The organism is Asticcacaulis solisilvae (genome assembly GCF_017875235.1).
GTDB lineage: Bacteria > Pseudomonadota > Alphaproteobacteria > Caulobacterales > Caulobacteraceae > Asticcacaulis > Asticcacaulis solisilvae_A.
The window spans coordinates 130,846-157,216 of the sequence record NZ_JAGGMI010000007.1 but is presented as its reverse complement, the minus strand read 5'-3'; the positions used below and the strand labels follow the sequence as shown (position 1 = coordinate 157,216).

General features: G+C 62.1%; 26 protein-coding genes. 5 read left to right on the top strand and 21 right to left on the bottom strand.

Translation table 11 applies throughout. From position 1 onward, the window contains the following. Complete coding sequence (locus J2X24_RS13400) at positions 1-786, top strand: hypothetical protein (protein ID WP_209722411.1); 786 nt, start codon at positions 1-3, stop codon at positions 784-786. On the opposite strand, the gene J2X24_RS13395 is transcribed toward J2X24_RS13400, so the two are convergent. The 3 genes from J2X24_RS13395 to J2X24_RS13385 are packed head-to-tail and all read right to left on the bottom strand — an operon-like array spanning position 783 to position 3,553. Continuing rightward, on the bottom strand, positions 783-1,073 hold the full coding sequence (locus J2X24_RS13395; RefSeq protein ID WP_209722408.1) for a type II toxin-antitoxin system RelE/ParE family toxin: 291 nt from the start codon (positions 1,071-1,073) through the stop codon (positions 783-785). The two genes, J2X24_RS13400 and J2X24_RS13395, sit on opposite strands and share 4 nt — an antisense overlap. After that, positions 1,070-1,327: a type II toxin-antitoxin system ParD family antitoxin gene (locus J2X24_RS13390; RefSeq protein WP_310003854.1), complete on the bottom strand. Its 258-nt coding sequence runs from the start codon at positions 1,325-1,327 to the stop codon at positions 1,070-1,072. Before J2X24_RS13390 ends, J2X24_RS13395 begins: the two co-directional genes overlap by 4 nt. A 27-nt stretch (positions 1,328-1,354) precedes the next feature. Continuing rightward, on the bottom strand, positions 1,355-3,553 hold the full coding sequence (locus J2X24_RS13385) for a primosomal protein N' (RefSeq protein ID WP_209722402.1): 2,199 nt from the start codon (positions 3,551-3,553) through the stop codon (positions 1,355-1,357). A 103-nt stretch (positions 3,554-3,656) separates the two neighbouring features. Between J2X24_RS13385 and J2X24_RS13380 the strand changes: the two genes are divergently transcribed. Continuing rightward, complete coding sequence (locus J2X24_RS13380) at positions 3,657-4,337, top strand: DUF484 family protein (RefSeq protein WP_209722399.1); 681 nt, start codon at positions 3,657-3,659, stop codon at positions 4,335-4,337. Between the two features lie 335 nt (positions 4,338-4,672). Beyond that, positions 4,673-5,587, top strand: coding sequence for a tyrosine recombinase XerC (locus J2X24_RS13375; protein WP_209722396.1), 915 nt, complete (start codon positions 4,673-4,675; stop codon positions 5,585-5,587). Here the strand turns inward: J2X24_RS13375 and J2X24_RS13370 are convergent. The 4 genes from J2X24_RS13370 to J2X24_RS13355 all read right to left on the bottom strand — a co-directional run bounded on the left by J2X24_RS13370 (position 5,584) and on the right by J2X24_RS13355 (position 9,375). Next, positions 5,584-6,177 (bottom strand): hypothetical protein, encoded by a 594-nt coding sequence (locus tag J2X24_RS13370; RefSeq protein ID WP_209722393.1) that lies wholly within the window; start codon positions 6,175-6,177, stop codon positions 5,584-5,586. The two genes, J2X24_RS13375 and J2X24_RS13370, sit on opposite strands and share 4 nt — an antisense overlap. Positions 6,178-6,352: 175 nt before the next feature. After that, on the bottom strand, positions 6,353-7,762 hold the full coding sequence (lpdA, locus tag J2X24_RS13365; RefSeq protein ID WP_209722391.1) for a dihydrolipoyl dehydrogenase: 1,410 nt from the start codon (positions 7,760-7,762) through the stop codon (positions 6,353-6,355). A 119-nt stretch (positions 7,763-7,881) separates the two neighbouring features. After that, positions 7,882-8,415 (bottom strand): hypothetical protein, encoded by a 534-nt coding sequence (locus J2X24_RS13360; RefSeq protein WP_209722388.1) that lies wholly within the window; start codon positions 8,413-8,415, stop codon positions 7,882-7,884. An 81-nt stretch (positions 8,416-8,496) separates the two neighbouring features. Then, on the bottom strand, positions 8,497-9,375 hold the full coding sequence (locus tag J2X24_RS13355; RefSeq protein ID WP_209722385.1) for a hypothetical protein: 879 nt from the start codon (positions 9,373-9,375) through the stop codon (positions 8,497-8,499). Positions 9,376-9,514: 139 nt separating this feature from the next. Between J2X24_RS13355 and J2X24_RS13350 the strand changes: the two genes are divergently transcribed. Beyond that, positions 9,515-10,531: a sterol desaturase family protein gene (locus J2X24_RS13350; RefSeq protein WP_209722381.1), complete on the top strand. Its 1,017-nt coding sequence runs from the start codon at positions 9,515-9,517 to the stop codon at positions 10,529-10,531. Here the strand turns inward: J2X24_RS13350 and J2X24_RS13345 are convergent. From J2X24_RS13345 to J2X24_RS13320, 6 genes are all read right to left on the bottom strand, one after another. Continuing rightward, a complete protein-coding gene (locus J2X24_RS13345; RefSeq protein WP_245344681.1) occupies positions 10,483-11,673 on the bottom strand; it encodes a patatin-like phospholipase family protein in 1,191 nt (396 codons plus the stop codon). The two genes, J2X24_RS13350 and J2X24_RS13345, sit on opposite strands and share 49 nt — an antisense overlap. Positions 11,674-11,836: 163 nt before the next feature. Beyond that, positions 11,837-13,363, bottom strand: a complete 1,527-nt coding sequence (gene odhB, locus J2X24_RS13340) for a 2-oxoglutarate dehydrogenase complex dihydrolipoyllysine-residue succinyltransferase (RefSeq protein ID WP_209722378.1) — start codon at positions 13,361-13,363, stop codon at positions 11,837-11,839. 108 nt (positions 13,364-13,471) lie between these two features. Beyond that, entirely contained in the window at positions 13,472-16,426 is a 2,955-nt protein-coding gene (locus J2X24_RS13335; protein ID WP_209722374.1) for a 2-oxoglutarate dehydrogenase E1 component, read from the bottom strand. Between the two features lie 252 nt (positions 16,427-16,678). Beyond that, positions 16,679-17,566, bottom strand: coding sequence for a succinate--CoA ligase subunit alpha (gene sucD, locus J2X24_RS13330; RefSeq protein ID WP_209722371.1), 888 nt, complete (start codon positions 17,564-17,566; stop codon positions 16,679-16,681). A gap of 6 nt (positions 17,567-17,572) precedes the next feature. Beyond that, a complete protein-coding gene (gene sucC, locus J2X24_RS13325) occupies positions 17,573-18,778 on the bottom strand; it encodes an ADP-forming succinate--CoA ligase subunit beta (protein ID WP_209722367.1) in 1,206 nt (401 codons plus the stop codon). Between the two features lie 363 nt (positions 18,779-19,141). Continuing rightward, positions 19,142-19,573, bottom strand: a complete 432-nt coding sequence (locus J2X24_RS13320; RefSeq protein WP_209722364.1) for a DUF2306 domain-containing protein — start codon at positions 19,571-19,573, stop codon at positions 19,142-19,144. Positions 19,574-19,642: 69 nt separating this feature from the next. Between J2X24_RS13320 and J2X24_RS13315 the strand changes: the two genes are divergently transcribed. Next, the gene (locus tag J2X24_RS13315; protein WP_209722361.1) at positions 19,643-20,473 is read left to right on the top strand and encodes a LytTR family DNA-binding domain-containing protein; all 831 of its coding nucleotides are present in this window, start codon (positions 19,643-19,645) and stop codon (positions 20,471-20,473) included. 53 nt (positions 20,474-20,526) lie between these two features. Here the strand turns inward: J2X24_RS13315 and J2X24_RS13310 are convergent, their stop codons facing one another. The 8 genes from J2X24_RS13310 to mdh all read right to left on the bottom strand — a co-directional run bounded on the left by J2X24_RS13310 (position 20,527) and on the right by mdh (position 26,040). Beyond that, on the bottom strand, positions 20,527-21,060 hold the full coding sequence (locus J2X24_RS13310) for an SRPBCC family protein (protein ID WP_209722358.1): 534 nt from the start codon (positions 21,058-21,060) through the stop codon (positions 20,527-20,529). 78 nt (positions 21,061-21,138) lie between these two features. Beyond that, entirely contained in the window at positions 21,139-21,672 is a 534-nt protein-coding gene (locus J2X24_RS13305) for an SRPBCC family protein (RefSeq protein ID WP_209722355.1), read from the bottom strand. A gap of 32 nt (positions 21,673-21,704) precedes the next feature. Then, the gene (locus J2X24_RS13300) at positions 21,705-22,115 is read right to left on the bottom strand and encodes a VOC family protein (protein WP_209722352.1); all 411 of its coding nucleotides are present in this window, start codon (positions 22,113-22,115) and stop codon (positions 21,705-21,707) included. Between the two features lie 203 nt (positions 22,116-22,318). After that, positions 22,319-22,831 (bottom strand): SRPBCC family protein, encoded by a 513-nt coding sequence (locus J2X24_RS13295; RefSeq protein WP_209722349.1) that lies wholly within the window; start codon positions 22,829-22,831, stop codon positions 22,319-22,321. Between the two features lie 15 nt (positions 22,832-22,846). Further along, a complete protein-coding gene (locus J2X24_RS22855) occupies positions 22,847-23,848 on the bottom strand; it encodes a GNAT family N-acetyltransferase (RefSeq protein WP_209722346.1) in 1,002 nt (333 codons plus the stop codon). A 15-nt stretch (positions 23,849-23,863) separates the two neighbouring features. Continuing rightward, positions 23,864-24,208 (bottom strand): hypothetical protein, encoded by a 345-nt coding sequence (locus J2X24_RS13285; RefSeq protein WP_209722344.1) that lies wholly within the window; start codon positions 24,206-24,208, stop codon positions 23,864-23,866. 21 nt (positions 24,209-24,229) lie between these two features. After that, positions 24,230-24,958 carry an MliC family protein gene (locus tag J2X24_RS13280; protein ID WP_209722341.1) on the bottom strand — a complete coding sequence of 243 codons (729 nt, stop codon included), beginning with the start codon at positions 24,956-24,958 and terminating at the stop codon, positions 24,230-24,232. Positions 24,959-25,077: 119 nt separating this feature from the next. Beyond that, positions 25,078-26,040 carry a malate dehydrogenase gene (gene mdh, locus J2X24_RS13275; RefSeq protein ID WP_209722338.1) on the bottom strand — a complete coding sequence of 321 codons (963 nt, stop codon included), beginning with the start codon at positions 26,038-26,040 and terminating at the stop codon, positions 25,078-25,080. Between the last annotated feature and the right edge of the window lie 331 nt (positions 26,041-26,371).

The window sequence follows — 26,371 nt, the reverse complement described above, 5'->3', positions numbered from 1 at the left end:
ATGTACGTAGACAACGGTTATATCGCCAGCGCATTCGTGCGCCGGCCCTCAGCTCCGCCATTCCCGGAAGCGCCCAACCCCGCCGCCAAGGTGGTGGAGCGTCCGCTTGCGCGCGGCATGTCCAACGAAAAATACCAGCTTTTGAAAAAGGCCGACGATCACCGCAAGGAATTGCAGGAAAAGACGTCGAAAGCTATGGATACGCCAGAAATGCGCGTCCAGAACGAGGCCAAGACGCGCGCCCGCGAAAAGCTCAAAGCCATCGTCGAGAAGCTTAAGATCCTCAAGAAGTTGTTTTCTGGCAATGCCAAGGAAATGGCGCGCGCCATGATGCAGGTCTTCAAGGAATTGAAGGCCGCGCTCAAGGAGTTCAAGGAAGCTGGCAAGGCGCAGATGGACGCGGTTGCATCCGCCGCCGCATCGGTCGTGCCGCCCATGACCACAGGCGTTGATCCAGCCAAGCCCGAGGGCGACGTCAAGGCCGCTGAGACCACAGCCAATACCGTCACGAACGACGAACTGATGGGCTCCATGCGCAAGTCGCTCGGCGAAGACGGCATGGAGTTCCTGAAGGAACTGAAAGCGATCCTGAAGCACATCGACGAAAAGATGCTTGCGCCGGCGCGTATTCAGAAGGCGGCGCAAAAGCCCGACGAAGACACCGATAAGGTCTTCGAGGATATGGATAAGGAACTGAAGGAGTTGCGCAAGGCCATGGCCGACATGGAGCGCGACCTGAAGAAGGATGCACCGGAGACGGGCATGTTCCTCGATATGCGGGCCTAAAGGTGGCGTGTGAAATCCATCGATTGGTGGAGGATGCGCTCTACCATTATGCCGTCCGGCAGATGCGTGAAGAAGACAACATGGGAGCCGATATTGGCTTTGAAATATCCCGTCCGGATATGGTCGCAGGATTTTCCCAAATCCGGCCTGTCCGAAGTGCGCGCGATGAACTGATTGATGTCGCGGAGATAAGAGTCGGCTTTTGCTGTGCCCCAGTTTTCCACGCTGTAACGCCAGATCGCTCTTAAATCCTTGCGCGCTAATGGCCTGAGAATAAAGCGGCTCATTCCGGCAAGGCCGCGTACTCCGCGTTCATCTCAGCCAGAAACTGATCAATATCAAACTCTTCACCAGGTCCGCTTTCTTCGCCAGCAATCAGGGCGGCGCGCAAGGCCGCCAACTTAGCTTCTTCCGCTTCCAGCAAACGCAAACCCGCCCGCACGACATCGCTGGCCGAGCTATAGCGCCCTTCCGCGACCTGAGTATCAATAAAGCTGACGAAATGATCGCCCAACACGAAGGACGTATTCTTTCCCATGATCGCGCTCCGTTACCAAGAATTGGTATATCACAGAAAGCTATACGGGTCGATATCGATGATCATGCGGATGGCATTGGGACGTTTGATCGCGCCCAGCCAGTGATTGAGAAACGCCTGGAGGTCGCGGTTGCGGTCGGCGCGCACCAGGAAGCGCTTGCGCCATTGCCCGCGCACCAGGGCCAGCGGGGCATCGGCCGGCCCATAGACGTCGATGCCTTCACTGTTCGGGATGAACAGGGCCAGTTCGCGCGCAAACCGGTTGAGTAGCGCCTGGTCGCGCGCCTGCAGGATCACGGCCCCTAGCCGTCCGAACGGTGGGAATTTCGCCATTTCGCGTGACATCGATTCGTAGGCATAGAAGGCCTCGCGATCCTGCCGCGCCAAAGCCTGCATGACCGGGTGCTCGGGCGAATAGGTTTGGATAACCGCCCGCCCCGGCTTAACCTTGCGCCCTGCCCGGCCGGTCGCCTGGGCCAGCAACTGGAAGGTCCGCTCCGCCGCGCGCAGGTCGCCGCCCTTCAGGCCCAGGTCGGCGTCAACAATGCCGACCAGGGTCAGGTTCGGAAAGTTGTGCCCCTTGGCCGCAGCCTGGGTGGCGATGACGATATCGATCTCGTGGTCTTCGATGCGGCGCACCAGGTTGGCCGAGGTCGCCGCATCCGGCGTGGTGTCCGAACTGAAGACTTCGGAGCGCGCCTCGGGAAAGCGTTCCTGAACCTCTTCGAGGATACGCTCGACACCAGGCCCGACCGAGATCAGGCTGTCCTGCGCGCCGCAGTGCGGACAGCGCGCCGGCTTCTTCATCGAAAACCCGGTCAGGTGACAGACCAGACGGCCTGACGACCGGTGTTCGACCAGCCACGAATCGGTCTTGGGCGAGGTCATCTTCTCGCCGCATGCCTTGCACAGCACGAGCGGCGCATAGCCGCGGCGGTTGAGGAACAGCATGACCTGTTCGCCGCGTTTCAGCGTCGCCAATATGGCGCCGACCAGCGGATCGGACAACCAGCGCCCCTTGTCCGGCGCATGGGCCTTCATGTCGATCAACGAAATGTCGGGCAGTTGCGCCGTGCCGTGGCGCTGCTCCAGCCTTATCCAGGTGTAGCGGCCCTTTTCGGCATTGGTCAGGGTCTCCAGCGACGGCGTCGCCGAAGCCAGGATGATCATGGCGTTGTCGAGACGGGCGCGAAACACGGCCAGGTCGCGGGCATGATAACGCACACCCTCCTCCTGCTTGTAGGAACTGTCGTGTTCCTCGTCGACGACGATCAGGCCCAGCCGTTGGTAGGGCAGGAACAGCGCCGAGCGCGCGCCCACCACCAGCCGGACCTTGCTTGCCGCTACGCCCTCCCAGATGCGCCGGCGCGAGCCATTGGAGATATTGGCGTGCCACTGGGCCACCTCGACACCGAAACGCGCCTTCAACCGCCCCATGACTGCCTGGGTCAGGGCGATTTCCGGCAGCAGGATCAGGACCTGCGCATCGGGATCATCGCGCAGCACATCGGCAACCGTCTCCAGATAGACCTCGGTCTTGCCCGAACCTGTCACGCCATCGAGCAAGATGGGCGCGAATGCTCCCTTGTGCTGCTCGTCGCGCAAAAGACTATGCGCCGCCGCCTGGCCTTCGCTTAAGTTAGCCGGCGCAAGGTCCGGATTGGGCTGCGGCGGGTCTTCGTCGCGCATCTCTACTTTTAGCAGCGCGCCATCCTTCTCCAATCCCGTCACCACACCAGGTGACACCCCTGCGGCAAACGCCAGTTCGCTCAAGCCCATGGGCAGCAGGGCCGTTTCCAGCACGCGTTCGCGCGCCTTTGTCATACGCGCAGGCGCCTGGTCACTGCGGATATAACCCATCCGCACCTGGCCCTTGGTGGCGCGCAGGGCCCGCAGGCAGCCAACGAGAAAGACGCCGGGCGGCGTCAGGGTCCACTGTGCCGCCCATAGCCAGAAGGTCAGGGATGCCTCTGGCACCGGCGGATCATCGAGCCTCTGCTGGATGGCCTTAAGCTTCAGATCCGCGTCCGGCGCAGCCTCGAAACCGATGACCAGCCCCCGCACCCTGGCGTGGCCCAGCGGCACCTGGACGTGGTCGCCGGGCGCAATATCCATACCTTCCGGGACCAGATAATCGAGCGCTGCGTCCATCGGCGCCAGCACCACAACCTTTGCCACCCTAAGGCTTTGGTTAACAAGTAAACTCAGTTGGGGCGCGTCGGGACTCATCCCCTCACCTCTAGCATGAATCGACACAGGTCACCCGCAAAAGCGCTTCACAGATGCAGGATGCCGGGCTAGAGTTCTGGGCAACTTTCTTATGGCGGCAGCGATGAACACCGAAACCGGCAGTCCGACGCTCGATCTTGACGACTGGCAGGCAGTCCGCCGCCACATGGTCGCGCACGCCGACGCCATCCTGCGCGACAAGGCCCTGCTCGAAGCCTTGGGGCTTCAACCCAAGTCGCGCCACCTCATCGATTTCGGACCGGCCGCCCTGGCCAAGCTGGAACAGCGCGCACTCAAGGACTTCGACGTCCGCCGCCAGCTGGAAGCCACCGCCAAGGCCAATTTCGACGCCCAGGGCCAGACGCACGCGCTCTGCCTCAGCCTGATGGAAGCGCGCAACCACTCCGACCTGGCGCGCCGCCTGCACGAAGAGGCGCGCAACCGTTTCGGTCTGGTCGCAGCGTCTATCGCGCTCGAAAATACCGGCCCGGTGCCGCTGGGCTGGAAGACGCTCGATGACGGCGGCGTCGATTACATTATCGGCGAACAGGGGTTAAGCCTGCTAGGTCCGGATGGCGTTTGCCGCGTCCTGTTCGACGACGATGTCCGCCGCGTTAAGTCAGCCGCCGTCCTGCGCATCGCCTTGTGGCGTGAAGGCCGGCCCGGCCTGGTCGCTTTCGGCTCGAATGATTTCGATGGCTTCTCGCCGGAGATGGGCGCCGAACTTGTCGCCTTTGTCGCCCGCGTCGTTGAGCGCGTCGCCGATCGCTGGCCAGTGTTGTAACGCCAAATCTGAAATGATTTTAAATGGAAGCGTTGTTCTAGTCTCGCTTATCGCGATACTCATCGAAGTTCGCTGGGTTTTAAGCCATATCGTTCCCGCCATGATCACGCTCTGGTAACGCACACTTAGCAAATCTTTGCTTATTCTTTACGCTTAACTTATCCCAACCTGTTCCCGCATGGAGTATAAGCGGACGTGCGCTTTGCGTCGTTTTGGTCTCCCTCCCCGACCCAACAAGGTGTTGTTTGGAGTAAGCCCTCTCACCGTCTCCGGCATTCTTTGCGGCGGGGCGGGGAGGCCGCCCAAAACGCTATATCGTACCCGCCGGCCCAATAATGGATCTCGCCGACGCGCAATTTCAATGGTTACAATGGCTTAAGGGGCAGCGGCGTTGTTCGCCGCGCACCCTTGAGGCCTATGGCCATGCCCTCAGGCACTATTTTGGACATCTGGCGCGGACGCTGGGTGCGGAGCCAACGCTCGATGATGTGGTGGCGGTTTCGTCAGCGGACTTGCGCGGCTGGATGGCGCACCTGCGCGCCAAGGATCCGCCACTGTCACCGCGCTCGGTGGCGCAGCATGTGTCGGCGATCAAGACCTTCCACAAATGGCTGGACCTTCATCATGACCTGGCTAATGCCCAGGTCGCCATGCTGCGCGGGCCCCGCCTGAAGGCCACCCTGCCCCGCCCGCTCAATCTGGATCAGGCCATCGGGCTGATTGCAGAAACCCGCATGGATGCCGATCGTGACGATTGGGAAAACGCCCGGGACGAGGCCGTCTACATGCTGCTTTACGGCCTGGGCCTGCGGATTTCCGAAGCCCTGGCTCTGACCGTGGCCGATACGCCGTTGAGCGATGCCCTGCGCGTCACCGGCAAGGGTAACAAGATGCGTGTCCTGCCTGTCCTGCCTGCCGTGCGCGACGCCATCGAGGCCTACAAGGCCAAGCAACCATATACCTTGCAGCCGTCCGACAAGCTTTTCCGCGCCAAACGCGGCGGCGAGCTGTCCCCCCGCCACGTGCAGGCCAGCGTCCAGCACATGCGTTCGCGGCTGGGCTTGAGCGACCGCGCCACGCCGCACGCGCTACGCCACTCGTTTGCCACGCATTTGCTGGGTTCCGGCGCCGACCTGCGCTCGATTCAGGAACTGCTGGGCCATGCGTCGTTGTCGACAACGCAGAAATATACCCAGGTTGATACCGAGAAGCTGCTGGCGGCTTATGCGTCCGCACACCCCAAAGGTTAGCTCGTTTTCTTCGGCATAAGCCCCAGAAGCCGCTGATATTCAGCCTCTCCACTACACGCAAAGACATTCGCGCGACGGTCGGGCGCCATTAGAAGTGCGTCCACGCAGGCCTCAGTCAGGAGAATGGTGTCCGGATTTAGGGTTGAGAGATCAATCGTACTGCCGGAACCCGTAAGCGAGTAGTCATGGGTGTAAGCCCGCCCACCAGCGCCGCGCCCTGGCGGAGGGGGTGGAGACGGCGACGACCATTCATCTTTGCGGATCGGCGGCCCAGAACGTGAAGGCCCAACAAACGAATTGGCGGCTTTCTTGATCCACTTTTTGGCTTTTTTCTCCTGCCCAGGGCCTGCTCGTCCAGCCTTCAGCGCCAGGCCGTAAATAAGCCTGTCACGCGCGTAACCTTCGCGGGCGCTTTTTTCGAGGTCGGCCAGTGGGGCGACCAGAGCCTTTTCGACGATTTCAACAATATGCACCATGCGGGCAGCAAGGACCGCGGCGGGATCCTGTTCATTGGTGCCGGCAGGCTGCGACACGGCCGCACCGGCCGAAAGCCCCAAAGCGATAGTGCTTAGTATGACGGTTCTGATCATAACTCCCCCCTCAAACGCCAACGTACCAGACCTGGTGATAAACACCAACTTATGGGGCGTGGGGCCGCGCGCCCACAGACTACCTGATACCAAAGAAAATGCCTGGCCTCTTAGGGCCAGGCATTTTCTTTGGTTCTAAAAAGACTTGGGGCCGCAGGCCCCAAACCCCATAAGTTTAAGCTTGCATCGTCCAGCCTTCGACGCCCATGGCCGCCTGGCGGACGGCTTCCGAACGCGTCGGGTGCGGGTGGCAGGTGCGCGCCAGGTCTTCCGACGCGCCACCAAAGGCCATCAGCACGCAGACTTCGCCGACCATTTCACCGACCTGTGGGCCCATCATGTGCACGCCCAACACCTTGTCGGTCTTGGCGTCGGCCAGGAACTTCACGAAGCCTTCGGTCTCGTGGTTGATCTTGGCGCGGCTGTTGGCCGTGAACGGGAACTTGCCGGCCTTGTACTGCACGCCGGCCGCCTTGAGTTGGTCTTCGGTCTGGCCGACCCAGGCAACTTCCGGGAAGGTGTAGACAACGCTCGGGACCAGGTTGTAGTCGACGTGACCCGCCTTGCCGGCGATCAGTTCGATACAGGCCACCGCGTCTTCTTCGGCCTTGTGCGCCAGCATCGGACCAGTAATGACGTCACCGATGGCCCATACGCCCGGCGCTGCCGTCTTGAAGTGGTTGGTCGGGATGAAACCGCGTTGATCGGTCGTGACACCAACCGTTTCCAGCCCCAGCCCTTTGGTGAAGGGACGGCGGCCAATAGCGACGAGGACGACGTCGGCCGTGACCTTTTCCTGCGCACCGCCGGCGGCAGGTTCCAGTGTCAGCTCGACGCCCTTGGCGCCCGTAGCGGCCTTGGTCACCTTGGTGCCCAGCTTGAAGCTGACGCCCTGCTTGACAAGCGCCTTCTGGAAGGCGGTCGCGACTTCAGTGTCCATGCCCGGCGTGATGCGGTCAAGGAATTCGACGACGGTGACCTGGGCGCCCAGGCGGCGCCACACCGAACCGAGCTCCAGGCCGATGATGCCTGCCCCAACGACGACCAGCGACTTCGGCACGGACGGCAGCGACAGCGCGCCGGTGGAATCGACAATCTGCTTCTGGTCGACATCGACGCCTGGCAAAGGTGTAGGCTCGGAGCCGGTGGCGATGACGATGTTCTTGGTGACAAGCGTCTGCGTCGCACCGTCATTGCCCGTGACCGTCACCCGGCCCTGGCCAGCGATCGTCCCGCGACCGACGAAGTAGGTCACCTTGTTCTTCTTCATCAGGAATTCGACGCCCTTGGTCAGCGCCGTGACGCTGTCCTGCTTGGCCTTCATCATCTGGACGAGGTTCAGCTTCGGCGCCGGCACCTCAATACCGATGCTGGCGAACTCGGACGACGCCGCTTCAAACAGCTCCGACGCGTGCAGCAGCGCCTTCGACGGCATGCAGCCGACGTTCAGGCAGGTGCCGCCCAGCACCCCGCGCATCTCGACGATGGCGGTCTTCAGGCCCAGCTGTCCGGCACGGACGGCGGCATTGTATCCACCCGGCCCGCCACCGATGATGACTACGTCGAAATTCTGGTCCTCGGCCACGTCAAAGCCCTCTCACGTCAAGGAATTCGGATGCCCAGCACGTAGGAGCCCAGGCCCATCGGGTCAAGTCAAAACTGAAGAATCTTCAGGCCAGTGGCCTGAAGACGTAACAGCTCCAACTAGTCCAGCTCGGCGCGCATCATCCTGGGCTTCGGCCGCAGCCTCGAAGCGTAGATCATCAGACCCAGTACCAGCGCCAGCAGTGTCAGCACATAGCGCGGGTCCCAGGTTGAAAGGACATCAAAAATCTTGTCGGTAGTGCCAAAACCCGGGCTGCCCGAGGTCAGGTAGGTCAGGGCCAGGTCGGCCAGGAAGCCCAGGGCATAGGTCAGGGCGGCGCGGACATTGCCGTTGGCGTGCAGCAGCGCCGCGACCAGATAAAGCAGGATGACCCCGGCCCAAAGCGCAACAACCGGCGTATTCTGGGTCTCGATGGCTTCGACGGCCGTATCGCCCTGGATCGAGTCCATTGGGATCGTCGTTTCGCTATCCATTGCTCCCGAGCCCGCCGAGTGATCGATGCGATCGGCCTGCATCGACGGCACGGACTGTCCCGTATCCGGTGGGAAGAGGAAGTTCCTGGCCACGGGGAAAGCGATCCATGCGGCGTAGAGAACGGTAATGGCGACGAGCAAATACCGGAAAAACTTCATGATTCCCCCCTCGGGTCACGGCCCGCAAGGGGCGTCGCGGTTTCGGTTAACGCGGATATTAACCTAAACCGCGCGTTCTGGCTATTCCTCCAGTTGGGGAGCGTCCGCACCGTCCAGATTGGCCAGTTGCGCCGCCGGGTCATCCTTCAGCGTGCCGAGCGTGCCCAGGTTCTGGCCGGCGAAATCCGCGGCCGCCATGAAGTTGGCTTCGGTCACGCAGGCGCGCACGCCCAGCACATAGGAGGTGCGATAGATGCGCGCCGCCGTCACGCGCATTTCCGCGTATTTTTCCGGCGTCAGCTTGGTTTCGGCGAGGGCGACCGTCTGCGCCTTCTTCATGCGCGCGAACGACCGCGCCGTCGTGGTGCAGGTAATGGCGGCATTGGCCACCTGGCGGCGGATAATAGGCTCTGTGACGAGGTTATAGTCGTCGGCGTCATTTTCCATCCGGTCGACCATGAATATGTTGGTCGCCGCCCCGGTCGAATCGACCCCGGTGCCGACGTGATTGAGTGGCTGGCGCTCTTTGGGCCGTCCGATGTGCTGCGCCAGGTAGACCCAGAAGTCGCCATTGTCGAGCATGGCGTCTTCGTCGAAGGTGACGTTGCCGAACTTATCGCTGGAGGTCAGGTACTGGTCAAGCAAGGCGCGATAGGCGGCCTTGAGCTTTTCCTTTTCGCCCTGGGGCATGGACGCCGTTGCCGACGGACGGCCAAGATAGAGCCCAAGGCCATATTGCAGCATGTTCTGGGGATGCTGGATATCGGCCTTGGCCAGCAACGTTTCCATGGGCACCGTCATGGCTGCCTTGACGTGCGCCTGCCCCTTTTCCGCATCCTGGTCGGTAAAGACTTCCTTGCGACGCATGGCCTGCGAGCGCGTTTCGGCATGCAGAGGCGCCGCCAGGGACAAGGCGGTCGCGGCAACAACGGCCGAAGCCAGCAGTGTGCGGATGATCATGGAATTCCCCGGACTTATTATTTCAAATAGACTAATCACAAAGCACCGGCTTTGTCTCGGCGTTTCAAGACCCGCACTTTTTTTCGCCAGGCGCGTGGCGATTAAGTCAATATCAAAGCCATCCGCCTAAGGTGGCGGTATGCAGACCAGCGGCCTATCCGTCCTGAGCCACAGCCTTGGCGCCGTCGGCGACGTGCTGGGGCGCGTCTTTCTGGCGGCAGGATCGACCTATTCGCTGATGTCGCTAATGGCGGCGCTGGTCATTTCCGCCGTATTTCTTGGCGTTCGCCGCCGGCGGCGGCATCCCTTGCCCTGGAAGGCGCTGGCGCGGGCCCTTTTTCCGGGCAGCATCTGGGGACATCGCTCGACTCGTGCCGATCTCGGGATGTTTCTGCTCAACACCTTCGTCACCCTGTCGCTGATCGGCTGGAGCCTGATCTCTGCGAGCACGGTCAGCCAGGTTACGGGCGGGATGCTGCGCGGCGCGTTTGGCGTTTCCCCTGCGCTTCTGCCGGGTTGGACAGGTATGGCTCTTTTGACGATAGCGACCTTTCTGGCCTACGATTTCGGTTACTGGTTCGATCACTGGTTCAAGCACAGGACGGCGTGGCTGTGGCCGTTCCACCGTGTGCATCACACCGCCGAGGTTCTGACGCCCTTTACGGCGGCGCGCATGCATCCGATCGACACGCTGATCTTTTCCAACATCCTGGCGCTGACGGTCGGCACGGTGCAGGGCATAGGCCAGTACCTGCTCGGCGAGGCACACGTGGCGCAGGTTTCCGGCACGAACATTATCCTGGTGGCGTTCATGTACACCGTCGTCCACCTGCAGCACTCGCACATCCGCATCGCGTTTACGGGAACGCTGGGAAAATGGTTCCTGAGCCCCGGCCATCACCACCTGCACCATTCCGACAATCCGGCGCACTATGACTGCAATTTCGGCTCGTGCCTGGCGGTATGGGACCGGGTATTCGGCACGTTGCGCCTGCCGGAAGCGAGGCAAAGTCTGCGCTTCGGCTCGCCCGGCGAGGAAGATGTTCACAGCGCGACGGGCAGCCTGCTGCATCCGTTTGTCTTGTCGTGGCGGGCGATCGTTCGCGGCTATCGGCCGTCCGACCTGAAGGCGTCCCCGGCCAGCCCGCGGGCATGACCGAGCGCAAAGACGCGTTGCATGCTGTCCTTGTCGAAGGCCAACAGACCGCCGCCGCTGAAATCGTCCGGGATGCTGGCGGTCAGCACACCCACCCCGTTACGCGCGGCAAACCCGCGTATGGAGATCAGTGTCGTGCGCGCCTGGGCCCGCGTCAGGGTGTCGAGGCTGCGCGCCGCCACGTCCAGGCTGCGGTTCCGGGTGACGGCGAAGTGCGGGCTGACATTGCCGTTGATCAGCACATAGATGCGCGCGTTCGAGCGCAGGTCCTGCGGCACGGTCCAGCTCAGCATCGATTCCGGCAGGACGAAGAAGGGCATGGTGACGCTGCCGTCGACATGCATTTCCTCGATCCGGCGTCCGTCCGCCGTCTGGGTCGTAATCATCACCGGTGCGAAGGCGCCAGGCACGCTGGCCGACGCGGCAAGGATTTCACGGATCAGCGCGCAGGCTTCGGTTCTTCCTGCATCGCCGCCGTCGCGCCGGTCCCTGTCCGTTCCTTGAGTGGCTATGGCGCCGATATCCCAGATGACACCGCTTTGGGTGTCGAGATTGGTGGTGGCGACATAGAGCCGGCCGCCCTGCTCGGTCTTGGCGGCAATGGCCTCGATCAAGGGGACGTCGACGAAGTGCTCGACCAGGGCCGCGAAGCGGCGCGAGCTGAACATACCGGGTGTGAACAGGGCGCCGAGACCGCGCTTGGACATGGCTTTGGTGGCAATGCCGCTGGTGTAGGCGTCGCGCAGGCGGTCGTCATAGGCGCTGCCGAGATAGGCAAAGGGTGCGATCAGGGCGCCGGTCGACACGCCGGTGACGACATCGAACTCCGGGCGATCGCCGCGTTGCGTCCAGCCATTGAGCACGCCGGCGCCGAAGGCTCCGTCCGCACCGCCGCCGGATAATGCCAGGATCGACAAGGGGCCGGAAGTCTTGCGTGCCTGCCTTTGGGTGCGCAGGTCCTGCTCCAGCCGTTCGGTCAGCTGGTTGTCGTCAGAGGTCATGCGGATGGCGGTAAAGCCGACCGGCTGCGCCTGTTTCTGCGCGGTGTCGTCGAACAGCTCGCGCGGCATGCTGAGGCAGCCGGTTAGGGACAGGCAGGCACAGAGGATCAGGAACGCGCGGATCATGGCTTTGAGTACCATTTTGGGGGTGGCCGGTGAAGCGCGGATATGTATCGGGGTTTGGGGCCTGCGCCCCAAGTCTTCCCTAATTCAATAAAAAACCCCGCCCTTTAGGGGCGAGGTTTTTTATCGAACAAGAAAGGTTTGTGGGTCACGGACCCCACGCCCCAATACATCTCAGTGCTTAGACGTCCAGCACAAAACGCTGCGGATCTTCCAGGCCTTCCTTGACGCGGACCAGGAAGGTCACAGCTTCCTTGCCGTCGACGATACGGTGATCGTATGAGAGGGCCAGGTACATCATCGGACGGATAACCACCTGACCATTGACCGCCATCGGGCGCTCCTTGATCGAGTGCATGCCCAGAATACCGACCTGCGGCATGTTCAGGATCGGCGTCGACATCAGCGAGCCGTAGATGCCGCCGTTGGTGATGGTGAAGGTGCCGCCTTGCAGCTGGTCGATCGACAGCGTGCCATCGCGCGCCTGCTTGCCCAGAGCGGCAATGCCCTTTTCGATGCCGGCCAGCGACAGGCTGTCGACGTCGCGCAGAACAGGAACAACCAGGCCCTTGTCGGTGCCGACGGCGATGCCGAGGTCGTAGTGGTTTTTGTAGATGATATCCGTGCCTTCAATCTCGGCGTTGACGGCCGGGATATCCTTCAGCGCGGCGACGACGGCCTTAGCGAAGAAGGACATGAAGCCGAGCTTCACGCCGTGACGCTTCTCGAACACGTCCTTATAGGCGTTGCGCATCGTCATGATGGCCGTCATGTCGACTTCGTTGAACGTTGTCAGCTGCGCCGCCGTGTTCTGCGATTCCTTCAGGCGGCGCGCGATCGTCTGACGCAGGCGCGTCATCTTTACGCGGTCCTCACGGGCGCCCACGGCACGCGGCGCGGCAGGGGCCGAAGGCACAGGCGCGACAGCGACCGGCGCGGGCGCCGGCGAAGACAGGGCCGCCAGGGCGTCGCCTTTGGTGATGCGGCCGTCCTTACCCGTGCCGTCGACCTTGTTCGGGTCGAGACCGGTTTCGGAAACGATGCGCTGAACGGCCGGCGACAGCGGCTTGCCGGTGTCGGCAGGTGCGGCAGCAGCCACCGGTGCCGGAGCAGCCGCGGCGGCAGGCGCCGACGAAGCAGCGACCGAACCGTCGGTCGAGATCTTAGCAATGACCTGGCCCGGCGTCACGGTCGCACCGTCCGCGGCCAGGATGTCGGCCAGGGTGCCGTCAGCCGGCGAAGCCACTTCAACGGCGACCTTGTCGGTTTCGATTTCAACCAGGACTTCGTCCTTTTTGACGGAGTCGCCCTTCTTCTTGCGCCACGTCGAGATGGTGCCTTCGGCGACGCTTTCGCCCATGACCGGAGTCTTGACGTCGAGCAGGGCCGCGCCACCCGAAGCAGCGGGGGCCGGTGCAGCAGCCTTGGCGGCAGGTGCCGCAGCAGCAGCCGGAGCGGCCGAGGCAGCAGCAGCGCCAGCGCCACCAACAGTGCCTAGCTTGGTGCCCGGGGTTACGGTTTCGCCTTCGCCGACCAGGATCTGCAGCGTGCCGTCAGCGGGCGAAGCGACTTCGAGCGAAACCTTGTCGGTTTCCAGCTCGACCAGCACTTCGTCCTTCTTGACGGCGTCGCCATTTGTCTTGGTCCACTTGGCGACGGTGGCTTCGGTTACGGATTCTCCCAGGACGGGAACGAGGATGTCAGCCATTGTCAGGCTCCAATTTCAGCATGTTTTGAAGCCCGCCGCTTCATAAGCGGCGGGCAATTCGGGGAGAAGGGGTTTAAGCGAACGCTTCGTTCAGGCCGATGGGCTTCGTCATGCGAAGGCCTCATTCAAGAAAGTTTCCAGTTCCTTGAGGTGGCGGCTCATCTGACCCGCCGCCGTCGAGGCCGAAGCCGGGCGACCGACATAGCGGGCGCGCTTGGCCTTGATTTTGAGGCGTTCGAGCGTCAGTTCCAGCCACGGGTCGACGAACGACCAGCCGCCCATATTCTTCGGCTCTTCCTGGCACCAGACCAGTTCGGCATTGGCGAAGCGGCCCAGTTCCGTCATCAGCGACTTCATCGGCCACGGATAGAACTGTTCCAGGCGCATCAGGTACACGTCCTTGATGCCCTTCTTCTCACGGTCTTCCAGCAGGTCGTAATAGACCTTGCCCGAACACAGGATGACCCGACGGATCTTATCGTCAGCCACCAGCTTGACGCCGGCCATTTCGGGCTTGCGCTCGGCGTCGTCGTGCAGGACACGGTGGAAGCTCGAACCTTCGGCGATTTCCGACAGCGACGAGATCGCCTTCTTGTGACGCAGCAGCGACTTCGGCGTCATCAGGATCAGCGGCTTGCGGAACGGCCGGTGGATCTGGCGGCGCAGGATGTGGAAATAGTTCGACGGCGTCGTGCAGTTGGCGACCTGGATATTGTCCTCGGCGCACATCTGCAGGAAGCGTTCGAGACGCGCCGACGAATGCTCCGGCCCCTGGCCTTCGTAACCGTGCGGCAGCAGCATGACCAGGCCCGACATGCGCAGCCACTTGCGCTCACCCGAAGTGATGAACTGGTCGATGATGACCTGGGCGCCGTTGACGAAGTCACCGAACTGGCCTTCCCACAGGGTCAGGGTGTTCGGGTCGGCCAGGCTATAGCCGTATTCGTAACCCAGCACCGCTTCTTCGGACAGGGCCGAGTCGATGCCTTCGTACTGGGCCTGGCCGTCGCGGATGTGGTTGAACGGGAAGTACCGCTCTTCCGTCGTCTGGTCGACCCAGCCCGAATGACGCTGCGAGAAGGTGCCGCGGATCGAATCCTGGCCCGACAGGCGTACCGGGAAGCCTTCGTCGAGCAGCGAGGTGAAGGCCAGCGATTCTGCGGTGGCCCAGTCGAGGCCTTCGCCAGTGGCGATCATCTGTTGACGCGCCTCGATGACGCGCTTCAGCGTCTTGTGGACGTCGATGTCATTCGGAATCGTGGTGATCTTCTTGCCGAGCTCGACCAGCTTGGCGCGCGGAACCGAGGTGGTGCCACGGCGCTCGTCTTCTTCCGGCAGGCCCAGGCCCTGCCACTTGCCGTCCAGCCAGTCGGCCTTGGTGGCGCGGTAGGCCTTGCCGGCTTCGAATTCGGCATCAAGGAAAGCATCGAACTCAGCGACGAAACCATCGACCTCGGCTTGCGTCACGACGCCTTCCTGAACCAGACGCTGCGCGTACAGTTCGCGAGTCGACGGATGGTTCTTGATCTTGGCGTACATGATCGGCTGAGTGAAGGTCGGATCGTCGCCTTCGTTGTGACCGAAGCGGCGGTAGCAGAACATGTCAACGACCACGTCCTTGGCGAACTTCTGGCGGAACTCCGTCGCCATCTTGGCCGCGAAGACGACGGCTTCGGGGTCGTCGCCGTTACAGTGCAGGATCGGCGCCTGGGCCATCAGGGCCACGTCCGACGGATAGGGCGACGAGCGCGAAAAGCGCGGCGCCGTCGTAAAGCCGATCTGGTTGTTGATGACGAAATGCAATGTGCCGCCGGTCTTGTAGCCTTTCAGGCCCATCAAGGCGAAGCATTCCATGCCGACGCCCTGGCCCGCGAAGGCGGCGTCGCCGTGGATCAAGAGGCCGACCGCGCCGGAACGGTCCGGCACGGCGTCGGTCTTGCCCTTGTTCTGGAAGGCCTGCTTGGCGCGCGTCTTGCCCAGCACGACCGGGTTGACGATTTCCAGGTGCGACGGGTTGGCCGTCAGCGACAGGTGGACATTGTTGCCGTCGAACGAACGGTCCGACGAAGCGCCCATGTGATACTTGACGTCCGACGAGCCTTCGATGTCCGACGGCAGGGTCGATCCGCCCTGGAACTCGTGGAAGATGGCGCGGTAGGGCTTGCCCATGACGCCGGCCAGCACGTTCAGGCGGCCACGGTGGGCCATGCCGAAGATGATGTCCTTCACGCCCAAGGCGCCACCGCGCTTGATGATCTGCTCAAGGGCGGGGATCATGGCTTCACCGCCGTCAAGGCCGAAGCGCTTGGTGCCCGGGAAGCGGCGGTGACAGAAGCGTTCGAAGCCTTCGGTCTCGATCAGCTTCTTCAGGATGGCGATCTTGCCTTCCTTGGTGAAGGTGATTTCCTTGTCGCGGCCTTCGATGCGCTCCTGCACCCACGCCTTTTCGGCCGGGTCGGAGATGTGCATGTACTGGACGCCGATATTACCGCAGTAGGTGCGGCGGACGATGGCGATGATTTCCTTGAGCGTCGCCGTCTCAAGACCCAGGACGCCGTCGATGAAGATCGGGCGGTCCTGGTCGGCGGCCGTGAAGCCCCAGTATTCCGGCGTCAGTTCCGGGTTCTGGATCGGCGGTTCGAGACCCAGCGGGTCGAGGTTGGACTGCAGGTGGCCACGGATACGGAAGGCGCGGATCAGCATCAGGGCGCGGATAGAGTCGCGCGCGGCGCTTTGGGTATCGGCGGCGGAGGCTTGCGGATTGCGCTGCTGGATCCCTTTTTCGACCTTGGCGGCGACCGCCGGCCAGAAGCCGTCCATGGCGGAAATCAGTTCATCGCGCGGTCCCTGGCCCGGATTGGCCCACCCCCCCGCGGCGGCATTGGCTTTCACATTGTCGGGACGGTCGAGCAGTTGATCAAAGAAGGCCCGCCATTCCGGCGGCACGGAGTTGGGATCTTCGGCCCACCTCTCCTGCATCATTTCGATGAACACGGCGTTCGCGCCGTAGAGGAACGAGGTCTCCGCGAAGACCTGATTGAGCCGGCCGGAATCGTCCGCCATGGTGTTTGCCTGTCAGACGGCCAACTACGACACCGCCTGCCTTTCACACAATTTGTATGCACGCGTTGTCCGTGCAGATGTTTCAAGGTCTGGACGGCCAATCACGACACCGCCCGTTCTTGCTCCTGTCCTGCGCGTCGCGGTGAGGCGGTTTCTCCTCACCGCACGCAGGACAGGGTACGCATACCAGTTTTTCAAAGCCCTGTTTAGCAGGAAAAGGGTTAATCCTCCGACAAACAGAACTTCTGTTTGTTACAGGCCCTTCAGAACCGACAGCAGGGTCTCACCCAGCGCCGCGGGCGACGGAGCGACCTTGATGCCGGCCGCTTCCATGGCCGCGATCTTGTCTTCCGCACCGCCCTTGCCGCCGGAAATGATGGCGCCGGCGTGGCCCATTCTTCTGCCCGGCGGGGCAGTACGCCCGGCGATGAAACCAGCCATCGGCTTCTTGCGGCCGCGCTTGGCTTCGTCGCGCAGGAACTGGGCGGCGTCTTCTTCGGCCGAGCCGCCGATTTCGCCGATCATGATGATCGACTTGGTCTCGTCGTCGGCCAGGAACATTTCCAGGACGTCAATGAACTCGGTGCCCTTGACCGGGTCGCCACCGATGCCGACGGCCGTCGTCTGGCCGAGGCCGGCATTGGTCGTCTGGAACACGGCTTCATAGGTAAGCGTTCCCGAGCGCGAAACAACGCCTACCGAACCCTTGGAGAAGATGTTGCCCGGCATGATGCCGATCTTGCATTCATTCGGCGTCAAGACGCCCGGGCAGTTCGGCCCGATCAGGCGCGACTTGGAGCCTTGCAGCGCCTTCTTCACCTTGACCATGTCCAGCACCGGAATGCCTTCGGTGATGCAGACGATCAGCGGGATTTCCGCTTCAATGGCTTCCAGGATGGCGTCGGCCGCGAAGGGCGGCGGGACGTAGATGGCCGAGGCGTCGGCGCCGGTGCGATCCTTGGCTTCAGCGACGCTGTCGAAGACCGGCAGGCCGATGTGGGTGGTGCCGCCCTTGCCGGGGGTCACGCCGCCGACGACCTGGGTGCCGTAAGCGATGGCCTGTTCGGAGTGGAAGGTGCCTTGCGCGCCGGTGAAACCCTGCGTGATGACCTTGGTGTTCTTGGTAACGAGGACTGACATTAGCGCTTAACCCTTGACGGCTTTGACGATCTTGGCGGCCGCATCGGCCAGGTCGTCGGCGGCGATCACGTTCAGGCCGCTTTCATTGATGATTTTCTTGCCGAGCTCGACATTGGTGCCTTCCAGGCGGACGACCAGCGGAACCTTCAGGCCGACTTCCTTGACAGCCGCGATCACGCCCTGGGCGATGATGTCGCACTTCATGATGCCGCCGAAGATGTTGACCAGGATGCCCTTTACCTTCGGGTCCGAGGTGATGATCTTAAAGGCTGCCGTAACCTTTTCAGTCGTGGCGCCGCCGCCGACGTCGAGGAAGTTGGCGGGCTCCGAACCATAGAGCTTGATGATGTCGAGCGTGGCCATGGCCAGGCCGGCGCCATTGACCATGCAGCCGATTTCGCCGTCGAGCGCAATGTAGGACAGGTCGAACTTCGAGGCTTCGATTTCCTTCTCGTCCTCTTCGGTCGTGTCGCGCAGCTCGACGATGTCCGGATGGCGGAACAGGGCGTTGCCGTCGAAGGACACCTTGGCGTCCAGGACCAGCAGGCGGTCGTCACCCGTGATGATCAGCGGGTTGATTTCCAGCATGTCCATGTCCTTGGCGTTGAACGCCGTGTACAGCTGGTTCAGGAGCTTGGCGCCCTGCTTGGCTAGGTCGCCCTTGAGGCCCAGCGCTGAAGCCAGCGCGCGGGCATGGGTCGGGAAGACGCCGGTGGCGGGGTCGATGGTGAAGGTGTGGATCTTTTCCGGCGTGTCATGGGCAACGTCTTCGATGCTCATGCCGCCTTCGGTCGAAGCGACGACGGAGACCTTGGAGGTTTCGCGGTCAACCAGCAGCGACAGGTACAGTTCCTTGACGATGTCGGCGCCTTCTTCGATGTAGAGGCGGTTGACCTGCTTGCCCTTGTCGCCGGTCTGGATGGTGACCAGGACGCGGCCGAGCATTTCGTCGGCGTTGGCCTTGACGTCCTCAGGCGACTTGACGACGCGGACGCCGCCCTTGGCGTCGGGGCCCAGGCCTTCGAAACGGCCCTTGCCGCGGCCACCGGCGTGGATCTGCGACTTGACGACGAAGACCTTGGAACCGGCCTCCTTGGCGAGGTCCTTGGCGGCCTTTTCGGCCTCTTGCGGAGAGAAGGCGGGATAGCCGCGCGGGACGGCCACGCCGAACTGCTTCAGGACGGCCTTGGCTTGATGCTCGTGAATGTTCATGGAACCGGTCTTGCAATAGTGAATGAACGACAGAGCCGGTCCCGTTCAATTCATCACAAATTGAGCGTGAAAGGCTCTGATGTGTGCGTGACAATCGAACACAACGCCATATGGTAGCGCAATCTTTAATTGTCTGACAATTAGGGCGAACGCCGTTGCTCGTCCAGGATCGGGGCGCTTTATAAAGACCAAGGCTTATTTGTGCAACCGCTCAATCACAGAAAATTGAGTCGCCACGGCTTTTCTTCGAAAACGCAATGTCGTTGATTTGTAAAGCATGTTACCGCTATCGCAAAGACAACGCTGTCACGCTATCCAAGCAGTTTCAAACGCTTAGGCGGGACATTTTCGGACAAGACCATTTTAGCCAAAGAATATGTGCCACATCAGCCGGCCAGGCAAAAAGGTGAACACGCCCGCGATCAGCAGCGCGCCGATATAGAGCTGATAGGCCTGTGCACGGTGGCGCTTGATATCGCCGCGCCGCGCCGCCAGAACCAGGATCGGCAGAGCGATCAGAGTGAGGGCCGACAAGATGTGGATGAAGCTGAAGGCGCCGTGATTGATCGAGCGGATGAAGAAGCTCGAAACCGCGACCGTGAACATGACGATGACCCATCCCCAGCCGACGATGCGGTGAAAGGTCGTGCCCTTGGGTCCGAGTATCTGGAGGGTGGCGACGGCGAAGGCGATCACCGCCGCGGCAAGGTGGATCTGTACGGCCGGTGAAACATGCGAGACGAGCGACAGGTCCGGCCAGTGCGGGTGGGCATAATGATCGAGGAAGGAGGTCATCGGATGCGGCCTTTCTTTGCAGGAGGAATTGCCGCATAAGTCGCAGGTCCCCGTTCCCTGTCCGAGACAATGCGCGAAACGCCCGACCAGATGCGTGAAATGCCGGCCCCTGCCATTGGCGCTTCGCCAGTTGCAGGCCTTATCAACATCGTGACCCATCCCTGGGGCGAGCGGCAGTGGCTGCGGGTCTATTCCGTCGCCATCGCCATGGCCTTTTTCCTCAGTTTTACCGGGGCGATGGGCAGCCAGGACGCGCCGATTGCCGTACGCATGGGCTACTGGCTGGCGACCATGCTGGGCGGTACGGTAGCGGTCCAGTTGGTCAGCCTCGTTCTCCACCGTTTCAGGGCGCTTGAGCCCCTGGCTGGCGCAATCGTGCTGTTCGTACTGGCCGTGCCGGCGGTGACCCTAAGCGTATGGCTGATCGACGGGCTTTATTTTCGCCATGGCTTGGACCCGCGCATGATACTTTATACCGTCCGGCCGGTGACCGTCATCACCCTGGCCATGTCGGTCTTGCAGTATCTGCTTGAGCGCACGCCGCGCCAGAGCCACGTGCATCCGGAGGCGGACCGGAAGGAACCGGCGCAGGCCTTTCGCGGGCGGCTGCCGTTCAAGTACCAAAAGGCGGAAATCCATGCCCTGTCGGCTGAGGATCACTATCTCAGGGTCCATACCTCGGTCGGCCAGACCCTGCTCCTGATGCGGCTCTATGACGCCATCCGCGAGCTCGACGGCATCGAGGGCTCGCAGGTACATCGCTCGTGGTGGGTAGCCAGGGATGCCGTCAGCGATGTGATGCGCAGCGACGGCAGGGTGACGCTGGCGCTCAAAGGTGACGTCGAAGCCCCCGTCAGCCGCAGCTATGCCAAGGTGTTGAGGGCTGAAGGCTGGTTCTAGGCTTGCCGCTTTCGCATTGTCCAGCCGTCCGCTTTGGTAGAAGCCTGGTAAGTCTAGTTGGGCGTTTCCAGCACCTTGTCGAGCTTCTCGAAGCTCTGCCGCCAGCCTTCGGTCGAGCCCATGCCGTCAAAGGCATCGCGCTCGGCCTGCGTGGCGAAGACCTGCTCGACCGTCAGCTGGGTTTCATTGTCACCGAGCGCTTGGAAAGCCACCTTGGTAATGACCGTCAGGGATGGCAGGGTATCCTCGTCCCCGCCTGCCCTGGTGAACTGCAAGGCGAGGTAGTCGTGCCAGTTGGCCGGATGGTCGTCGTGGTGCATCTCCATGACGAGGCGGCTCTGCTCCGCCACCTCCAGATATTCCCCCTGGAGCGGATAGGCGTCGTCATCGGCGCCATACATGATGAGCGCGAACCGGCCTGACGGACGCACGTCCAGCTTCGCGTCGGTAGTAAACCCGTGCGGTCCCCACCAGCGCGAGATAAGCGCTTCGTCGGTCCAGGCGCGCCAAACCTGCGCAAGGCCGGCGTCGAAGGTCCGGCTCATGACAATGGCTATATCGGTACGGGTAAAGCTTGTGTCGGCCATGGTTTGCTCCGGAATGGAGCATGACGTTGAGCGCCGCTGCCTAAAAAAACAATGCGGCGCTCGCTGTCTGGTCAGGCATTACTTCTTTTCAGCCAGCGCCTTCAGCCGGCCAAGGCCCTTTTCGAAGTCATTCCCGACCAGCGTATCCATGTCCATGAACAGGTGCATGATCTTGGCCGGAAACGGCACGGGCCCCGTCATCTTCCAGGTGACCAGGGTCTCCTCGCCTTCGTCGATCAGGTTGAACAGGGTGTCGTTCGTCGCCTTGAATGGCCGGAGGAAATCCAGCTTGATGTCGACCGATGACGGCGCTTCGGCGTGGTGGATCTCCATGCGGCCGGCGCCGACGCGCTTGTTGCCTTCCCATTCGTAGATGGCCCCCACGCCCGACGGCGGGCCGGAATAGGCGCGGCGCAGGTCCGGATCGAGATCCTCCCACGGCGACCACTTACCCCAACCTTCGGGCTGAAAATTGGCGATCAGCGGATAGATGTCCGCCGGTTTGGCGCGAATAAGCTGGGAACGCTTGACGGTAAAAGTGTCGGGCCGCGTCGCCACGAAAGCCAGGAACGCGACCAGCAGTACAAGGACGACAAGTATAATCGTAGTCATTGGTTACTCCTCCCGGTAGGTCGCCGGCTCTCTCAGGCCGGCTTATCGCAATTGATCATCCAAGGTATGCCGAAACGATCAGTCACCATGCCGAAACGCTCCGCCCAGAAGGTCGGGGCCAGCGGCATGAAGACGTTGCCGCCCTCGGCAAGGGCGGCAAAAATACGCTCGGCCGCGACGGTGTCGGTCGTGGCGTAGCTGATGGAAAAGCCCTGCGGCGTCTTGAACATGCCCGGCGGGCTGTCGCTGGCATGGATAATGTCGTCGCCAATCTGCAGGGTGGCGTGCATTATCCCGTTCTGAAGCTCCGGGCCAAAATCGTCCTTCATCGGCGATTCGCCGAAGGTCTGCTGGAAAATGACCTTGCCGTTGAACACCTGCTCGTAGAAGGCCAGGGCGTCGGCGCAATTGCCGTTGTAATGGAGATAAGCGTTAATCTTCATAGGGTCAGTTCCTGACGGTGGCGGCGCTTCGGTATTCAATGCCCGAAGCGCCGTTTTGGCAAGCACCGTTATTCAACCCATAAGGGATTTTGAGCATTGTCCGCTTCAAATGAAGCGGACAATGCTCAAAAATTTTTTGTTTTGTCGCATTTTCTACGGCGAACCGGGGGCCACTGCCGGGAAATGCTTCGGGCTCAAAATCCTTAGCTCAAACTGGCCAGATGGGCATCCAGTTGCGCGAACGTCCCGCCAAAGGCCGCCTGCATCCCGGCGTGACCGGCAATAAAGACGGCGCGCTCCTCGGCCGTGGCGTTGATCGGCCACGAGCGGCTTTCGAAGACCGTCTTGCCGTTGCTTTCGCTGAACGACTGCTCAACCAGTACTTCCAGTGGCCACAACGGCGCCATCGGGTGGCGGACCGGGTCGCCGGCTTCGGTGCAGAAGGAAACGACATACGACAGGCGGTTGGGCTTCTCGATGGCGCGGAACACCCACTTGCCCCACATGGTCACGCCGGTCGGCATCTGCATGCCGTAGAGAAACGTCCCGCCCGGCGTCAGGTCCAGCGACCGCACGACCAGTTTCAGACCGGCCGGGCCGAACCATTTGGCCAGGTGATCGGCTTCGGTCCACACCGACCAGACAACCTGCGGCGGCGCCTCGAAAGTGCGCGTCAGCTTGAAGACTTCAGTCTCTGAATTGGGCTGGTCGGACATGGCTTATCCTTTTGGTCAGCGGCTGAGGAAATCCTCGAGCCGGTCGAAATTCTGTTCATTGGCGGCATGGAGGAAGTGCACCAGGTCATCGCCCAGAGCGTTGGCCTGCTGCGACGGCGCGAACTGCATGCGCCAGCCAAGCCGCGTGCCTTCGCCCTCGGCGTCGAAGGTCATGGTCATCAGAAAGTGATGCACCGGCTGGAGGTGTTCGAGGACGATGCGATGCGGCGACACTTCGTGAAAGGTTTTTTCATTCGGAAAGTCCTGGTCGCGCTCATTGCGCATGGTCACGCGAAAAGCGCCGCCGGGCCGAAGCTCAAAAGCCTCTATTGTATTGGTAAAGCCGTGCGGTCCCCACCAATGGACCAGCTTTCGCGGGTCGGCAAAGGCGTCGCGGACGCGTTCGGGCGCATGGCCGATCACGCGCTCATTTATGACCTCGATGCCGTTGAACGCGGCTCGTGGGCGTGTCCGGTTGACCTGCCACTCGTCGCGCGTCTGGCCCCAGATATTGACGGCCACGGCGGCATGCGGATCGGGCAGCTTGCCCGGCCCCTGGTCGTAGGAGCCGAGGCTCTTTGCAACGCCCGCCGACGCCAGGTTGTCAGGCGCAATGGTGTGGACGACATGATCCCATTTGAGCACGTCGAAGACATAGTCCATGGCTGCCGCGGCGGCTTCGCGGGCATAGCCCTTGCCCCAGTGCCGCGCCATCAGGCCCCAGCCGACTTCGCGGTCCGGCCACTGCTCCGGATAGAGCGGCCCGATACGCCCCATCCACTCACCCGTTTCCTTGTTGAGGACGCTGAACATGTGAAAACCGTCCAGGTGCCAGGCGCCCGCCATCATGCACATGGTGCGCCACACCATGGCCGGCGACTGGACGCCGCCCAGGTGCTTCATGGTTTCAGGATCGGCATGGAAGGCGCAAAGTCCGTCGAAGTCCGCCCGCACGGGTGGGCGCAGGATCAGGCGCGCGGTTTCAAGCGTGGGGCCAAGCGGCGACGATGTGATCATGCTACCGCGTTAGGCCTATACCCGGCGGTCGTCAATAACCACTTCATCGGGCGGAATCCGGCGGCGGGACACGCGGTCGACATAGACATAGCGCACCGCCGTACCGCCGCCCCCGCCCCAGACACCGATGCCGAGCAGGAACCCGAAGTCGTACCACCGCCCGACGTTCGGGAAGGCGTACATGCGGATGCTGTCCGAGAACAGGCTGAGCGCGAACGAAATCGGAGCCAGCAGCCCGTCGGCCAGGCCGCGCAGGAAGGCAGGATCACCCGGGCTGCCCATGGGCCGCTCGGCGCAGGCCGCGAGGCTGAGCAACACAAGGGCCAGCCCGGCCATGACAATCGTACGTGAAGTCTTCATGCCCTGTCTCCTTTTGTGGCGTTACCCTGCCGCCGTATCGGCCAGGGTGCAAGTCACAGCCGCGGAACCGGGCACGGTTAGCTGGGTTTCGGAGCCCTTGGTCCAGAACTCATAGGCGCCGTCCGGCGTGGCGGACTGATATCGCGCACCGGACGCCGCGGCCGATCCGGTCAGGACGACCGAACTGTCGTCACGCTTCAGGATAACCACCGGCGTCGTGCTGTTGACGAAGGTCGAGGTCATGAGCTTGGTCGTGCCCGGGCAGCGCCAACTGACCGGTCCGGCGCTGATGCCGGCCGTGTCGTTGCGCGCCGTGGCATAAGCCGCGCGCAGGTCGGCGATCCGGTCGGTATAGGCCGTTTGCAGGCAGGCTTTCACATCGACGGTTTCGGCGCAGGCGTCGCGCTTTTGCAGCCAGCCGCCTTGCAGACGATGCAGGGTCGTGCGTTCGGCGTCCGAAACCTTCAGGTCGACGACCTTGTAGAGACGGGCCAGTTCGACATCGAGTTCCGCGACCTCGGGATTGGCGCAGACCGCCGTTTCACCGCCGGGCAGGGCGCGGTTGCAGTCAAAGCTGGCGCGTGCGACGACGCTGGCGCTGACCGAAGCCTGAGGCGCGGCCGAAGTTGTGGTCGTCGTCGTGGTGGTAGTGGTTTCCGTCGCGGCGTCGCGCTGGTTACACGCAGCAACCGACAGGGTTACTCCGGCCAGCACCAGCAGCAGGCATATAGGCGTCTTGGCGAATTTCATGGCGATGGCCCTCTCTGGCTTCCTCGCTTTTTGCGTACCACCCGCCGAATAAAAAAGCCGCCCCGAGTTTGGGGCGGCTTCCGTAAAATCCCGATGGGGATTTATGTGCACTCGTGCAATTACGCCAGCGACGGGTCGATGGTCTTACAGGCGGCAATCAGGCCTTGGACCGACTCGACCGACTTGGCGAACATCGCCTTTTCGTCGTCGTTCAGCGTGAACTGGATGATGCGTTCCGCGCCTTCCTTGCCGATCACGACCGGCACGCCGACATAGAGGTTGCGCAGGCCGTATTCGCCCGAAAGATAAGCAGCGCACGGCAGGACGCGCTTCTTGTCCTTGAGGTACGAGGTCGCCATGGCAACGGCCGATTCCGCCGGCGCATAGAAGGCCGAACCGGTCTTCAAGAGGGCGACGATTTCGCCGCCGCCGCCGCGCGTGCGCTTCACGATTGCGTCAAGCTCGTCCTGGGTAAAGAAGCCTTGCGCGACGCATTCCGGCAGGCTCAGGCCGCCGATCGTCGAGTGGCGCACCATCGGAACCATGTCGTCACCGTGGCCGCCCAGCGTCCAGGCGTGGATGTCTTCGACCGACACGCCGGTCTTTTCGGCCAGGAAGTAGGCGAAGCGGCCCGAGTCGAGGACGCCGGCCATGCCGATCACCTTGTTGTGCGGCAGGCCCGAGAATTCGCGCAGCGCCCAAACCATGGCGTCGAGCGGGTTGGTGATGCAGATGACGAACGCGTTCGGGGCATACTTCTTGATGCCTTCACCGACAGCCTTCATGACCTTCAGGTTGATGCCCAAAAGGTCGTCGCGGCTCATGCCGGGCTTGCGCGGCACGCCGGCGGTGACGATGCAGACGTCGGCATCGGCGATGTCGGCATAGTCGTTGGCGCCCTTCAGCGCGACGTCCGAACCGAAAACCGTCGTGGCTTCGGCGATATCCAGCGCCTTGCCTTGCGGCACGCCTTCGGTGATGTCGAACAGAACGACGTCGCCCAGTTCCTCACGCGCGCAGATGTGGGCCAGAGTGCCCCCGATCATGCCCGCACCAATCAAAGCAATTTTCGCCCGCGCCATGAGAACTCCCTCTGCATGCAGCTATAATAATCTGGCGGCCATCTAAACCCTGACGACGCAGAGGGCAAGTGTTTGCTGCAATGCGGCCGATATTGGCCGCCGGCTGTTGCCGCAAACCAGAGGGTGACGTGTTCAGGTAGGCCCCTCGTCATGCATTTGGTCAGATATCGAAAGGCTCCCCCTTCCGTCATTTGCTCCGCAAATGCCACCTTCCCCGTAAACGGGGAAGGAAAAAAGAAACGTAAATTCAGCTAGTTCCTTCCCCATTTACGGAGAAGGTGGCGGCGCGAAGCGACGACGGAAGAGGGACGCTGTATCCCACAGAGCGTAA

Excerpts from the sequence above, each read along its gene's own strand:
- J2X24_RS13400 (WP_209722411.1), top strand. The coding sequence starts at position 1 with ATGTACGTAGACAACGGTTATATCGCCAGCGCATTCGTGCGCCGGCCC.
- J2X24_RS13395 (WP_209722408.1), bottom strand. The coding sequence starts at position 1,073 with ATGAGCCGCTTTATTCTCAGGCCATTAGCGCGCAAGGATTTAAGAGCG.
- J2X24_RS13385 (WP_209722402.1), bottom strand. The coding sequence starts at position 3,553 with ATGAGTCCCGACGCGCCCCAACTGAGTTTACTTGTTAACCAAAGCCTT.
- J2X24_RS13380 (WP_209722399.1), top strand. The coding sequence starts at position 3,657 with ATGAACACCGAAACCGGCAGTCCGACGCTCGATCTTGACGACTGGCAG.
- J2X24_RS13375 (WP_209722396.1), top strand. The coding sequence starts at position 4,673 with ATGGATCTCGCCGACGCGCAATTTCAATGGTTACAATGGCTTAAGGGG.
- J2X24_RS13370 (WP_209722393.1), bottom strand. The coding sequence starts at position 6,177 with ATGATCAGAACCGTCATACTAAGCACTATCGCTTTGGGGCTTTCGGCC.
- J2X24_RS13360 (WP_209722388.1), bottom strand. The coding sequence starts at position 8,415 with ATGAAGTTTTTCCGGTATTTGCTCGTCGCCATTACCGTTCTCTACGCC.
- J2X24_RS13355 (WP_209722385.1), bottom strand. The coding sequence starts at position 9,375 with ATGATCATCCGCACACTGCTGGCTTCGGCCGTTGTTGCCGCGACCGCC.
- J2X24_RS13350 (WP_209722381.1), top strand. The coding sequence starts at position 9,515 with ATGCAGACCAGCGGCCTATCCGTCCTGAGCCACAGCCTTGGCGCCGTC.
- J2X24_RS13345 (WP_245344681.1), bottom strand. The coding sequence starts at position 11,673 with ATGGTACTCAAAGCCATGATCCGCGCGTTCCTGATCCTCTGTGCCTGC.
- odhB (WP_209722378.1), bottom strand. The coding sequence starts at position 13,363 with ATGGCTGACATCCTCGTTCCCGTCCTGGGAGAATCCGTAACCGAAGCC.
- J2X24_RS13335 (WP_209722374.1), bottom strand. The coding sequence starts at position 16,426 with ATGGCGGACGATTCCGGCCGGCTCAATCAGGTCTTCGCGGAGACCTCG.
- sucD (WP_209722371.1), bottom strand. The coding sequence starts at position 17,566 with ATGTCAGTCCTCGTTACCAAGAACACCAAGGTCATCACGCAGGGTTTC.
- sucC (WP_209722367.1), bottom strand. The coding sequence starts at position 18,778 with ATGAACATTCACGAGCATCAAGCCAAGGCCGTCCTGAAGCAGTTCGGC.
- J2X24_RS13320 (WP_209722364.1), bottom strand. The coding sequence starts at position 19,573 with ATGACCTCCTTCCTCGATCATTATGCCCACCCGCACTGGCCGGACCTG.
- J2X24_RS13315 (WP_209722361.1), top strand. The coding sequence starts at position 19,643 with ATGCGCGAAACGCCCGACCAGATGCGTGAAATGCCGGCCCCTGCCATT.
- J2X24_RS13310 (WP_209722358.1), bottom strand. The coding sequence starts at position 21,060 with ATGGCCGACACAAGCTTTACCCGTACCGATATAGCCATTGTCATGAGC.
- J2X24_RS13305 (WP_209722355.1), bottom strand. The coding sequence starts at position 21,672 with ATGACTACGATTATACTTGTCGTCCTTGTACTGCTGGTCGCGTTCCTG.
- J2X24_RS13300 (WP_209722352.1), bottom strand. The coding sequence starts at position 22,115 with ATGAAGATTAACGCTTATCTCCATTACAACGGCAATTGCGCCGACGCC.
- J2X24_RS13295 (WP_209722349.1), bottom strand. The coding sequence starts at position 22,831 with ATGTCCGACCAGCCCAATTCAGAGACTGAAGTCTTCAAGCTGACGCGC.
- J2X24_RS22855 (WP_209722346.1), bottom strand. The coding sequence starts at position 23,848 with ATGATCACATCGTCGCCGCTTGGCCCCACGCTTGAAACCGCGCGCCTG.
- J2X24_RS13285 (WP_209722344.1), bottom strand. The coding sequence starts at position 24,208 with ATGAAGACTTCACGTACGATTGTCATGGCCGGGCTGGCCCTTGTGTTG.
- J2X24_RS13280 (WP_209722341.1), bottom strand. The coding sequence starts at position 24,958 with ATGAAATTCGCCAAGACGCCTATATGCCTGCTGCTGGTGCTGGCCGGA.
- mdh (WP_209722338.1), bottom strand. The coding sequence starts at position 26,040 with ATGGCGCGGGCGAAAATTGCTTTGATTGGTGCGGGCATGATCGGGGGC.